The sequence below is a fragment of the Sphingomonas faeni genome, assembly GCF_023195535.1.
Classification (GTDB): Bacteria; Pseudomonadota; Alphaproteobacteria; order Sphingomonadales; family Sphingomonadaceae; genus Sphingomonas; species Sphingomonas faeni_B.
Genome location: NZ_JALPNF010000001.1, coordinates 223,919 through 237,233 on the forward strand (window position 1 = coordinate 223,919; position 13,315 = coordinate 237,233).

Annotated in this window: 6 protein-coding genes; 1 reads left to right on the forward strand and 5 read right to left on the reverse strand. The window is 66.7% G+C overall.

The features are described 5' to 3' along the window. The first annotated feature begins 188 nt into the window (after window positions 1-188). On the forward strand, window positions 189-2,447 hold the full coding sequence (locus tag SPHN_RS00890; RefSeq protein ID WP_248520602.1) for a hybrid sensor histidine kinase/response regulator: 2,259 nt from the start codon (window positions 189-191) through the stop codon (window positions 2,445-2,447). A 7-nt stretch (window positions 2,448-2,454) separates the two neighbouring features. Here the strand turns inward: SPHN_RS00890 and SPHN_RS00895 are convergent, their stop codons facing one another. The 5 genes from SPHN_RS00895 to SPHN_RS00915 form a co-directional block, all read right to left on the reverse strand. After that, on the reverse strand, window positions 2,455-3,801 hold the full coding sequence (locus SPHN_RS00895; protein WP_248520603.1) for an ABC1 kinase family protein: 1,347 nt from the start codon (window positions 3,799-3,801) through the stop codon (window positions 2,455-2,457). 232 nt (window positions 3,802-4,033) lie between these two features. Then, window positions 4,034-7,177 carry a PAS domain-containing protein gene (locus tag SPHN_RS00900; protein ID WP_248520604.1) on the reverse strand — a complete coding sequence of 1,048 codons (3,144 nt, stop codon included), beginning with the start codon at window positions 7,175-7,177 and terminating at the stop codon, window positions 4,034-4,036. Between the two features lie 233 nt (window positions 7,178-7,410). Next, entirely contained in the window at window positions 7,411-8,964 is a 1,554-nt protein-coding gene (locus SPHN_RS00905) for an aldehyde dehydrogenase (NADP(+)) (RefSeq protein WP_248520605.1), read from the reverse strand. Between the two features lie 284 nt (window positions 8,965-9,248). Next, entirely contained in the window at window positions 9,249-11,696 is a 2,448-nt protein-coding gene (locus SPHN_RS00910) for a S9 family peptidase (protein WP_248520606.1), read from the reverse strand. A 193-nt stretch (window positions 11,697-11,889) separates the two neighbouring features. Next, window positions 11,890-12,879: an SDR family oxidoreductase gene (locus tag SPHN_RS00915; RefSeq protein ID WP_248520607.1), complete on the reverse strand. Its 990-nt coding sequence runs from the start codon at window positions 12,877-12,879 to the stop codon at window positions 11,890-11,892. Window positions 12,880-13,315: the final 436 nt, after the last annotated feature.

Consider the following 13,315-nt stretch of genomic DNA (forward strand, 5'->3'; position numbering starts at 1 on the left):
CCCGAGCACGATGATGATCGAGAGCGATACCCGGCGCGAAAGTCAGGGGGGAACGGCGTCGCGGCCATTGCTTGGCTGGCAGGCTGCGGTACAGGATCGGGGTGCAAACCGTTGAGCCAATGCCTTAAGCCGGGCACTCGACGGAACATCGGACCATCGCCGCGGTGCGTGGAAAAGGTAGAAATGCTGTGGGGACGTTCGCATTCTTGGGCGGCGGTAGCGGTAGGGGCGGGGGTGAACTGGCGACGCTCATCGGAGCGTTCGACTGGTCGTCGACCGAGCTCGGGCCGATCGAGACCTGGCCGCAGCCTTTGAAGACTGCGACGTCGATCATGCTGTGCGCGCCGGTGCCGATGGCCTTGCTGTGGGGTGCGGACGGCATCATGCTCTACAACGACGCGTTCGCGGGCATCATCGGTGCGCGCCACCCGGCCACGCTCGGCGCGCCCGTCGAAGAGGCCTGGCCCGAAGCGCGCGTGTTCAACAGGCATGTTCTGGACGTGTGCCTGGTGGCTGGCGAAACCTTGTCGTTCGCGCGTCGCGATATGACATCCTATCTCCCGACCCGCGACGATGCCGTCTTTCTCGACCTCAATTACTCGCCGGTTCTCGATGAGCGGGGCGTGCCGGCTGGGGTGCTGGCGATCGTCGTCGAAACCACCGATGCCGTACTCGCCGAACGCAGCTTTCACGGCGAGACCCATACGCTGGAGACTCTCAACGTCACCGGCGCAGCGCTTGCCGCCGAACTGGAACTTGAGCCCCTGATCCAGATGGTGACGGATGCCGGCGTCAAGCTCACTGGCGCGCAGTTCGGGGCGTATTTCCATAACCTGATGGATGAGACCGGCGAGAGGCTCCATCTCTTTACGCTGGCAGGGGCCGAGCGTGCGGCATTCGAGGCGCTCGGGCGTCCGCGCGCGACGGCTGTGTTCGGCCCGACCTTCCGCAACGAGGGCGTCATCCGGTCCGATGATATCCTTGCCGACCCGCGCTACGGTCGCAGTGCGCCGCATTACGGGATGCCCAAGGGCCATTTGCCGGTGCGGAGCTATTTGTCGGTGCCGGTCGCGTCACGATCGGGCAAGGTGCTCGGCGGCCTGTTGTTCGGCCATTCCGAGATAGGGCAATTCACCGAGCGGCACGAACGCCTGCTCGTCGGCGTTGCCGCGCAGGCGGCGATCGCGATCGACAATGCGCGACTGTTCAAGGCCGTCCAGACCATCAACGACACCTTGGAGAACCGCGTCGCGGAACGCACCGCGGAGCTGACGCAGGCGCATGAGGCGTTGCGGCAGGCGCAGAAAATGGAAACGCTCGGTCAACTGACCGGCGGCATCGCGCATGACTTCAACAATTTGCTGACGGTGATCCGAGGATCGACCGACCTGTTGAAGCGGCCCGATCTAAGCGAGAATCGCCGGACGCGCTATATCACGGCGATTGCCGATACCGCGGACCGTGCGACCAAGCTCACCAACCAGCTATTGGCGTTCGCACGACGGTCTTCGCTGACGCCCGAAGTGCTCGATGCGCGGATGATCGTGTGCGGGATGAACGACATGCTCACGACCTTGTCGGGGGCGTTCATCGAGGTATCGTTGCGGCTGCCGGACGAGCCGTGCCGCGTCAATGCGGATGCGAGCCAGCTGGAAACGGCGATCGTCAATCTCGCGGTCAATGCACGCGATGCCATGAACCACCGAGGCCGGCTGACGATCGACGTCGGCGAAGCGGATCGTATCCCGGCGGTACGCGGCCATCCGGCACGGGACGGCGATTTCGTCGCGATCGCCATCCGCGACACCGGCACCGGGATCGACCCCAGCCATATCGATCACATCTTCGAGCCGTTCTTCACCTCCAAGGCGGTCGGCCACGGCACCGGGCTGGGGCTGTCGCAGGTGTTCGGGTTCGTAAAACAGTCGGGCGGCGAGGTGATCGTCGACAGCCGGCCCGGCAAGGGCGCGACGTTCACCTTGTATCTTCCGCGCGAACGCAGCGAAGCGCCGATCGCCACCGACCCGGCGCGCATGGTCTATCCCGAACAGGCGCCCGTCCGTATCCTGGTGGTCGAGGACAACCCGGACGTCGGTGCATTTGCGATCGCGGCACTCGGCGATCTGGGCCATGACATCGTCTTCGCCCGCGACGCCGAGGAGGCGCTGGCCACGCTCGAAGATCTCGCGCCGCCGGTCGACATCGTGTTTTCAGACGTGATGATGCCGGGCATGAACGGGATCGAACTGGCGCTCGAGATCCGCCAACGATTTCCCGAAACGGCGATCCTGCTGACCAGCGGCTATAGCGAGATCATATCGAAGGAGGGGGCGTACGGGTTCGAGCTGCTACGCAAACCCTATTCGATGGAAGAGCTTGCTGCGGCCATCCGTAACGTGACGACGCCGATGGCGGCCGCTGCCACGGCAGGCGCAGCGGACGCCTAGCGGCCGGTCATCCGCTGGCAAGGTCGGTGCAATAAGCCGCGACCATCGACCGAATATCGACCCGCGCCTTCAGCCTGGCGGCCAGCAACGCGGTGCCGCTGATCTTGCGCTGAACGAACAGCGTGTCGATCGGCGGGAGATGCCATGTCTCGCGGTCGCGGGCGATCTCGGTGCCCTGTTCGCGGAGCACGCCGACGAACGCGCGGTCGCCGAAATCGAACGGGCCGGGCTTGGCGAGTTCACCCAGGATCACGTCGATCATCCGGTCGACCAGCGCGCGATGCCGGGCGACCGCCGCCTCGCCGAGGAAGCCCGCGGCGATCGCAGCCTCGCGAACCGCATCGCGGTCGCCCGCCAGTGCGGCAGCGAGCAGGCGGCGATAGCCTTCGCCGGTCTCGGCGGGGAGGGGGCGGGCCGCGCCGAAATCGAGCAGCACGAGCTTTTCGGTATCGGGTTGCCAGCGATAATTGGCGAAGTTCGGATCGGTCTGCATCAGCCGCCAGTCGAACAGTTCGCGCAGAACCAGCGATATCAGATCGCGCACCACGCGGTCGCGCACCTCCTGGGGGGCGGTTTCAAGCGTCTCTACCGGAACGCCGGTGACGAAGCTCATCGCCAGCACGCCCGGCGTCGTCAGGTCGGCGACCAGCGATGGTACCACGAAGGTGGTTTCGCCTGCGAGCAGATCGCCATAGCGCGCCAGCATCGACGCCTCGCGCAGATAGTCGGCCTCCTCGTGAAGCTGGCGCTTAGCCTCGTTCAGCAAAGGCGCGATGTCGAGCGTCTTGGGCAACAGCCCCGACACGCGTAGCAGCGTGGCGACATTGTCGACATCGGCATCGATGCTGTCCTTCACGCCCGGATACTGGACCTTGATTGCCAACTCCGATCCGTCGGGCAACCGTGCGCGGTGGACCTGGCCGATCGATGCGGCGGCGACCGGATGCGCCTGGAAATGCGCGAACCGCCGCCGCCAATCCTTGCCCCATTCGGTGGCGAGCACACGGTCGAGTTGCTGCGGCGGCATGTGGTGCGCGTTGTTGCGCAGCTTGGCGAGGATGGTCGCGAGTTCGGGGGGCAGCATGTCGCCCGCGTCCATCGAGATCATCTGGCCAAGCTTCATCGCCGCACCGCGCAAGTGCGATAGCTGGTCGGCGACGCGCGTGGCGTTGGCGGGCGTCAGCAACAGGTCGCCCATGCTCGGCCGCTCACCGCTGGCCAGACGTCGGGCGCCCTCGGCTACCACACCGCCCGCTACACCACCGGCGAGACGTCCGAAGACGCCGAGACGGGCGAGGCGGCCACTAGGAATCGCGCGTCCTGCGCTGGCTTTGCTGCCGCGGTCCTCGGTCAAATCAGATCCTTCGCGGGGTGGAATTGCTCGCGTATCATATGGGGCGAGGAGAACGGGGTGCAATTGATGTGAGTCACCGCGGATCGATAAGGTCTCGATCCTCCCCCTTCAGGGGGAGGTGGCAGGCGCCGCCTGACGGAGGGGGAGGGAGGAGGAACGTACGTTGCGTGTCCTCCCCCTCCGTCGCCTTCGGCGCCACCTCCCCCTGGCGAGGGAGGATCGCTCCGACGCTCTACTCGGCGTCGGTCAGGCGGTTTGTCGGTGGGGCGGCCTGGAGCGGATCCGCAAGTATCGTTTCGCCCAGCGAGGCCAGCACGGCCGCGGCGAGCGCGTCGAGGCCGTACGGCTTCTCCAGCATGATCGCGTCGGTTTCGTCGGCGACCGATGCCGTATCGCCGGTCGCGAAGACAATGCCGACCCCCGGCCTGAGCGCCCGTGCCGTGCGCGCGAAATCCGGTCCGGACACGCCAGGCAGGTTCACGTCGGTCACCAGCGCATCGATCGGCACGGTTTGGAGCGCCGTCATCGCGTCCTCCGCGCTTGCCGCGTCGACAACGACGAAGCCGCTACCCTGCAACATCTCGGCGGTGTTGGCGCGGATCAGCGCGTCGTCCTCGACCAGCAGGACGGTGCGGCGGGCGGGGGTGTCGAGGCGGCGGTCGGCGTCGATCCGGGCATCGCGCGCGGCCTTCGCGGCGGGGCTGCCCGCACGCTGGCGGTTGGCGAGCACCTGACGGAATTTCCGGGCGAGCGCCTCGCGCGTGTACGGCTTCGACAGCAGGTCGAGCCCCGCATCGAGCTTGCCGCCATGGACGATCGAGTTCTCGGTATAGCCCGACGTGAACAGCACCGCGAGATCGGGCAGCCGTTCCTTGGCTTTCCGCGCGAGTTCCGGGCTTTTCAGCGTGCCGGGCATCACGACATCGGTGAACAGGATATCGATCGGCACGCCGCTCTCGACCACGTTCAGCGCACTGGCCGCGTCGACCGCCTTCAACACGCTGTAGCCGAGATCGGTGAGCAGCTCGACGACGGTGCCGCGGACCTCGTCATCGTCCTCGACCACCAGCACGGTCTCGGTGCCGCCGGCAATCGGGCTGGCATCGGCGACGACCTCGACGTCCTCGCTCTCCATCGCGCGTGGCAGGTACAGCTTGATCGTGGTGCCTTCGCCGACCTCGGAATAGATCTTCACATGGCCGCCGGACTGTTTGACGAAGCCGTAGACCATCGACAGGCCGAGGCCGGAGCCCTTGCCTTCGCCCTTGGTCGAGAAGAACGGTTCGAAGACCTTTTCGATGATCTCCGGGCTCATGCCGGTGCCGGTGTCGGACACGGCGAGCATGACATATTGGCCGGCTTCGACCTCGTCATGGCCCTGCGCGTAGCTGTCGTCGAGATGGGCGTTGCCGAGTTCGATCGTCAGCTTCCCCTGGCCCTCCATCGCATCGCGCGCATTGATCGCGAGGTTGAGCAGCGCGTTCTCGATCTGCGCGGGGTCGATGAAGGTGTTCCACAGGCCACCGCCGACCACGGTTTCGATTTCCACGCCTTCGCCGATCGCGCGGCGCAGCATGTCGTCCATCCCGCGCACGAACCGCGTGACGTTGACGACCTTGGGCTCGAGCGCCTGGCGACGCCCGAACGCTAGCAGTTGTGCCGCAAGCTTCGATCCGCGCGTGACGCCAGCCATCGCGTTGGCGACCCAGCGTTCGGCGCGCTCGTTGCCTTCGAGGTTCTTGCCGAGCAGTTGGAGGTTGCCCGAGACGACCTGGAGCAGGTTGTTGAAGTCGTGCGCGACGCCGCCGGTGAGCTTGCCGACCGTCTCCATCTTCTGCGACTGGGCGAGCTTGGCCTCGGCCTGGCGACGCTCGTCGATCTCGCGGATGACGCGGGCTTCGAGCGTCTCGTTGAGCTGGCGGAGCTGATCCTCGGCGCGCTCGCGGTGACGGACCTGGCGGGCGAGCGCCTCGGCCTGGTCGCGCAAGGCGGCTTCGGCAGCGCGCTGGTGGGTGATGTCGGTGTGGACGCCGACCCATTCGAGCACCTCGCCCGCCTCGTCGAGGATCGGCAGGCCGCGCACCGCAAACGTGCGCCACGTGCCGCAATGGCGACGGACGCGGTGTTCGAAGACGAACATCGACTTGCTGAGGACCGCGGCGGTCCACGCCTTGATCGTCGAGGCGACGTCGTCGGGATGGATCGCATCGGCCCAGCCGAAATTCTGGTATTCGTCGATCGACTGGCCGGTGAGCGTCGCCCAGCCGGCTTGCTCGCCGATCATCCGGCCGTCCGGGCTGTTAGTCCAGAGGACGCCGTGGACCGCGTCCATCGCGGTGCGGAAGCGGCCGTTGCTGATGCCGAGTTCGGCCTCGCGTTCGGCACGCTCCTCGACGTCGATGCCGAGGACGTAGATGCCGGGTATCGAGCCGTCCGCGGCGGTGTGGGGCACGTAGCGGAATTCGGCGCGGCGTGGGCGCCCGTCGCGGTGCGGGAAGACGGTTTGCGCGATGAAGCTTTCGCCCGCCAGCGCGCGCTCGAACGAGGGACGGCGATCCTGATATACCGTGTCGCCAAGTACCTCGCGAACGGGCTTGCCGATCATCGACTCAGGCACGACGCCGAGCCACTCGTCGTAGTGCGCGTTGGCGAGGCGATAGACATGGTCGCGATCGACGTATGCAATCAGCATGGGCACCGCATCGGTGATGCGGCGCAGTTCGGCTTCGCTAGCGGCGAGGCGGTGCTCGGCTTCGACTCGGCCGCTATTGTCGACCATCGTGCACAGGACGCCGCCGACCGTGCCGCCGGCGCAGTAGACGGGGGTGTAGAACAGGTCGAGCGTCAGCAGTTCGGGACCGTCGTGGCGCTGGAACAGGATCGGCTGGTCGCGATAGGCGACGGTCTCGCCGCGGAAGCCCGCTTCGAGGACGGCGCGGTTCCAGTCCCAGACTTCGGGAAACGCGGTCGCGACCGGGCTGCCGAGTGCGGCGGGGTGGCGATCGCCGGCGACGGCGCGGTAGCTGTCGTTGTAGAGCATGATGTGCTCGGGCCCCCACATCACGACCTTGGCGACGGGCGAGTTGAGGATGTTGGCGAGCGTGACTCGCAGCTCGGCGGGCCACGAGTCGATCGGGCCGAGCGCGGTCGCGGCCCAGTCGCGCTGGCGGACCAGCATGCCGCATTCGCCGCCGCCGATCAGGATTTCGGCTGGCTTCTGCAGGGCGTCACGCGCGCGCATCTGCTCGAGCGCGGTGCGGACGATCGCGGTGGCGTCGCCGTGGCCGGCGGCGGCGAGATCGTCGATGTAGCTGCCGAGGTCGGAGGGCAGGGAGACGGTGCGCGACGAGAGGAGCGACGAGCCTGGGTTTGTCATGCCGGACTAGTGGGTTTGTGGGGCACGCGTGTCAATGAATACGCGTGGTTACGGGGGACATGCCCCGTGCAGCACCCGTCACCCCAGCGAAAGCTGGGGTATCAGATTGGGCGTACGGATCGCGTACCCCAGCTTTTGCTGGGGTGACGGATGTTTGAAGGAGAGGCGTTCGGTATTGCAGGAAAACAAGGGGGAGCTGCCGTTCGAGACTGCAGCTCCCGATCTCGGGCCGGTCAGCCCTCGGTGCGCGGCAGGCCCAGCGGGTTGCCGTGCTTGACCGCCTTGGGCAGCAGCGCGTCGGGCAGGTCCTGATAGCAGACCGGGCGCAGGAAGCGCTCGATCGCCGCGGAGCCGACCGAGGTCGTGCGCGGATCCGATGTCGCCGGGAAAGGCCCGCCATGCACCATCGCCGGGGCGACCTCGACACCGGTCGGCCAGCCGTTCGCGAGAACGCGACCCGCCTTGCGCTCCAGCACCGGCAGCAGCGCGGCCGCATCGGCATGATCGCCCTCGTCGATCTGAAGCGTGATCGTCAGCTGCCCCTCGATCTTCTCGAGCACGCTGCGGACCTCGGCGAGATCGGCGCAGCGGACGATGATCGAGGCAGCCCCGAACACTTCGTGCGACAGCGCGGGGTCGGCGACGAACGCCTTGCCGGTGGTCGAGAACAACGCCGCACGGCCGCGGTTGGCGCCTTCGGCTTCGGTGCCGCGGGCGAGCGTTTCGACCGCACCGTTGCCGGCAAGCGCGGCGACGCCCTTGTCATAGCTGGCGTGGATGCCGGGGGTGAGCATCACCTGTGGCGCGGCCTCACCCAAAGCTGCAGCGGCGGCCGTCACGAAGGTGTCGAGATCCGGGCCGTCGACCGCGACGACGATGCCGGGGTTGGTGCAGAACTGGCCCGAGCCCATCGTCAGCGACCCGACATAGGCCTTGCCGAGTGCCTCGCCGCGCGCCGTCAGCGCCGCCGGGAACAGGATGACCGGGTTGATGCTGCTCATCTCGGCATAGACCGGGATCGGCTCGGGGCGCGCCGCGGCGAGCGCAACCAGCGCAAGGCCACCGCCACGCGAGCCGGTGAAGCCGACCGCCTTGATCCGTGGATCGGTGACGAGCGCCGCGCCGAGTTCGTTCGCCGGACCCTGTACGAGCGAGAACACGCCCTCGGGCAGGCCGCACTTGGCGACCGCAGCCTGGATCGCCTTGCCAACCATCACCGACGTGCCGGGATGCGCGGGGTGACCCTTGACCACGACCGGGCAACCGGCGGCTAGTGCGGAGGCGGTGTCGCCGCCCGCGACCGAGAAGGCGAGCGGGAAGTTCGACGCACCGAACACCGCGACGGGACCGACCGCGATGCGACGCTGGCGCAGGTCAGAGCGCGGCATCGGCTTGCGATCCGGCTGTGCCTCGTCGATCACGACCGACGCCCAGGTGCCGGCGCGCAGGTGCTTCGCGAACAGGCGCAGCTGGCCGGTGGTACGACCGCGCTCACCCTCGAGACGCGGGCGGGGCAGGCCGCTCTCCTGGATCGCGCGCGCGACGAGCGGCTCGTGGATCGCCTCGATCTCGTCGGCGATCGTCTCGAGGAAAACCGCGCGCGCCTCGGGATCGATCTCGCGGAAAATGTCGAAGGCTGCCTCGGCGAGCTTGCAGGCGTCGGCGACGTCCGCCTCGCTCGATACCGCGAAGGCGGGTTCGATCTTCGCGTCGGTCGAGGGATCGATCGCCAGGAAGGTGACGTCGCTGCTCACGGCGCGCGCGCCGATCGGGAAGGTGCCGTCCATATCAAGTCTCCAGGTCAGTCCAGGCGCGCCGCATCGTCATGAGGGGGCGGCGCGCGACGCGCAGGCAATATTAGTGGGAGCGGTAACACGCAAGCGCAAGGCCGACCCGCGACATCAGTGCGGTGCCGAATAGTCGAGCCAGCCATACGCTCGCAGCCACGCGACCGCGCTCCTCGCAACGGGGCCACTCCGTCGAGATCCCGGGCGAGTTATCGCGATTTCAGTAGCATAGCGGCCGACGCATGGGCGCTATGTCGCGCTGCTTCAGCCGTCAGCGCAGTGTTTCATTTGGCATCGGACGTCGACTGCGCGACCGCTCTAGAAGACGGCTTCGGCTTGACGTAGCGGTTCAGCCAGTCGGTCATCTGCCACAGCGCTTCCTCGGTCGACTCCAGCGCGCGATAGCCATGCGGCTCGTTCGGCAGGACGACATAACGGACGGTCGCGCCATTACCCTTAAGCGCGGCGTACATGCGTTCGGACTGGATCGGGAAAGTGCCACTATTGTCGTCCGCGCCGCCGTGGATCAGCAGGATGGGCGCCTTGATCCGGTCGGCATAGGTGAACGGGCTCATCTCCGTATAGGTCGGCGTCGCCTGCCAATAGGTGCGCTGTTCGGCCTGAAACCCGAACGGGGTCAATGTGCGGTTATACGCGCCCGAGCGGGCAATGCCGGCCCGGAACAGATCGGTATGCGCGAGCAGATTGGCGGTCATGAACGCGCCATAGCTGTGCCCGCCGACAGCCATCCGGGTGCGGTCGCCGACACCCAGTTTGACCACCGCATCGACCGCGGCCTGCGCGTCCTGCTGGAGTTGCTTGATATAGGTGTCGTTGGCTTCCGCGCCGCCTTCGCCGATGATCGGCATCGCCGGATTATCGAGGATCGCGTAGCCCTGGGTCAGCAGGAACAGATGGCTGATGCCGCGTGGACGGACGAAGCGATTACCCTGGTCGACGGTCTGTCCCGCGACCTTCGCGTCGGTGAACTCACCCGGATAGGCCCAGAGCAAAGTCGGCAGCGGCCCGTCGCGCTTCGCGTCATAGCCGGCGGGCAGATACAAGGAACCGGACAGCGGGAGCCCGTCGGTCCGGGCGTAGGTGATCGTGCGCTGCGTCACGCCGGCAAACACCGGGGCGGGATCGGCGAACGCGGTGATCGGCTTGGCGCTGCCGCCCTTCACGCTGCGGATCATGTAGTTGGGCGCGAGCTTAGCGCTCTCGCGCCGGGTCAGGATGCGCTGCGCCTTGTCGTCGAGCAACGCGACGACCGTCTCGTAATAGGGCGCCTTGGCGGTCCATAGCCGGGTCTGCTCGCCGCCCGTCAACGGCATCGTCGCGAGGAACGGGAAGGCGCCTGCCTTGGTCGCTCCCTCGCCGGTGACGTAGATGCCGTCATGCGCGGGCTTGAAGCGCATCACCGGCTTACCCGCGGCATTGTCCTCGAGCATCGGATCGCCGGGATTACCATATTGATCCTGGTAATTGCGCGTCGACACGGTCCGAGTCTGGCCCGGGCGCGATGGTGCGACGGCGAGGCGATGCTCGGTGCGCGACCGCCATTCGCGATCGATGATCATCGCGAAGCCGTCGTCACCCCAAAAGGTCTCCGCATAGCGGGCCGGGGTCATCGCCAGTTCGACGGGAGCCGCATCGAACGGCGCGGCCTGCATCATGACCTTGTCGTGGAACGCAATCTTCGCGCGGGGATTGCCGCCGTCGAGCGCTTCGGCCCAGACCAGCGTCGCCGGTGCATCCGACCGCCATGTCGCCTCGCGCGGACCCTTGACGGTGGCGTCGAAGTCGACCGGCAGATCGTCGGCGAGCGGGCGGTCGACCAACGTCTTCACCGGCTGGCCGTCGATCGTCGAGACGGCGATCTCGGTCGGGAAGAAGCGCGCAGGAAGGAGATACGAATAGGGCCGCTTGAGCCGTTCGGTCAGCAAGTAGCGGCCATCAGGCGAGACGCTGAAGTCGGTGATCAGCGCCGGCGTCCCGATCGGCCGAGTAGTGCCGGCCAGATCGACCCGGACGAGCTGGCCGGTAAAATAATGGTCGAACAGCGCCTCGTCATGCGCATCGCCGAGCAGGTCTTCATAGGTGCGCGCAGCCGATGTCCGACCGGCGCTTTCCTGTACGATCGGGCCGGTCGGGGCGATGCTGGCGGCGGGCGGCGCACCGCGGCCGGCGGGAACGGTGTAGGCGATCAATGCGGCGCTGTCGGGCATCCAGGCGAACGGCGTGCCGAAACTTCCGTTGAGGCCCTTGGCGACCGGACGCGCGGTACCGTCACGATCGGCGATCCACAGCGACAAGCCCTGCGGTTCCTGCGCGTAGAAGGCCAGGCGGCGGCCGTCGGGCGACCAGTCGGGCGCGGCGAACCGCAATCCGGCGGGCAGCTTTACGGTCACGGTCCTGCCGCTCGCCACGTCCTTGAAGCTAAGTGAATTCAGCCACTGCACGCGGACCTCGGCCTGCCCGTTTGTCGCTGGGTCGATGCGATATCCGCCAAGACGCAGAATGGGTTTCGACAAATTGACGATCGACGGCAAGCTTTCCCGACCGAGAATCGCGACGGTACGGTGGTCCGGGCTGATCGCGACACCGGGCGTCGGCGGCGTTTCGAGCGCTTTTGCGATCGCATCCGGGGCTCGGTGATACGGGGTGCCGGGCGTCTGGGCCGTGGCGGTGGTGGCAAGGAGCAGAGCGATCAGACAGGCACCGGCGCGCATTGATATCCCCTTGTTCGATATGCGCGGTTGTTTGGCATGGCGGTCAATCGGACACCAGATCGAACTCCCCGCAGTACGATCTCTATTCAGAGGTTATAGTCAGCGGGGATGGGGGATGGGTGCCCGCTGACCGGTCCGAGAGCGATACGCCCGGTCGCGCCGCAACCGGGTGAGGGATTGCGGCGCGGGTTGGTCAGGCGGGTTGACCGTTGCCGCCGGTCGATCCGAATATCTGGCCGGTCGAGTAACTCAGCGACGGATCGGCGGCTGCCACGTACAGCGCTGCGATTTCCGCAGGCTGACCCGCGCGGGCCATCGGTGAGTCGCCGCCGAAACTCCGTAGCTTTTCGGGCGTAGCGCCGCCGCTGACCTGCAACGGCGTCCAGAACGGACCCGGCGCAACCGCGTTCACCCGGATACCGCGGCTCGCCACCTGCTTCGCCATGCTCTTCGTGAAGTTCAGCACGGCGGCCCGCGTCAGGGCATAATCGACGATGTCGGGGGATGGATTGCCGGCCTGCTCGGAGGAGGTATTCACGATCACCGCGCCGGCACCCATCCGCTCGAGCGCCGCCTTGGTCAGCCAGAACGGTGCGTAGACGTTGGTCTTCATCGTATCGTCGAAATCCTGGCTGGATATGTCGGCAATACCGGGACGGGTCTGCTGGCGCGCGGCGTTGTTGACCAGGATGTCGAGCCCGCCAAGCTGCTCGGCGGCCTGCTGGACCAGTCGGCGGCAAAATCGTTCGTCGCGGAGATCGCCGGGCATCGCAACCGCCTTGCGGCCTTCGGCCCGGATCAGGGCGATGACTTCGCGCGCGTCCGGTTCTTCCGCAGGCAGATAGTTGATCGCGACGTCCGCCCCTTCACGGGCATAGGCGATCGCGGCGGCACGACCGATCCCACTGTCGCCGCCGGTGATCAGCGCGCGCTTGCCGGCAAGCTTTCCCGATCCCTTGTAACTCGTCTCGCCGTGATCCGGCCGCGGCGTCATCTTCGATGCGAGACCGGGCCAGGGCTGGCGCTGCACGGGATAGGGTGGTTTCGGATAGGCAGCCGCCGCCGGTGTCGTCGCGGCGGGTTTGCCGCCATCCTGTGCAGCGGCGTGAGCCGTCGTCGCGACGACCGCGCCTGCGGTTATCGCAGCGCCCGTCACGAAATTGCGCCGTGTCGTATCGGTCATGGTCATAGCTCCCGGGGTGATCGACAGACCAAGCGCCAACCAGTGGTGTCTGTTCCAAAGTCTTTCCTGTTAGGGGAAGTATCCACCTTGTCGTCAGTCGCCGCGCGCTACCCATCGACAGCGAACTGCTCGCCAGACCGACATGGCCGGTCCGACTGGAGGGGCTGGGGCAGACGGGATGACACCCAGAGCCGGGGCGTACGCATGGTTGAGCGAGCGTCGGGTCGCACGTCGTGAACCGGCGAGGGCGTCACGTTGCAATTCGTCCGTTGGTCCTCAGTTATTGCAAGGGTTGCCCTGCGAAAAGTCGGCGACCATTAGTGGCCGTTATTTGGCCGAAGACTGGCTAGGCAGTCCGAAAACTTCATGGTTGCACCACGTGACAACACCGCGAAGCATCGGCATCCGCAGGAGGACCCGAGAATAGTTATTCGTT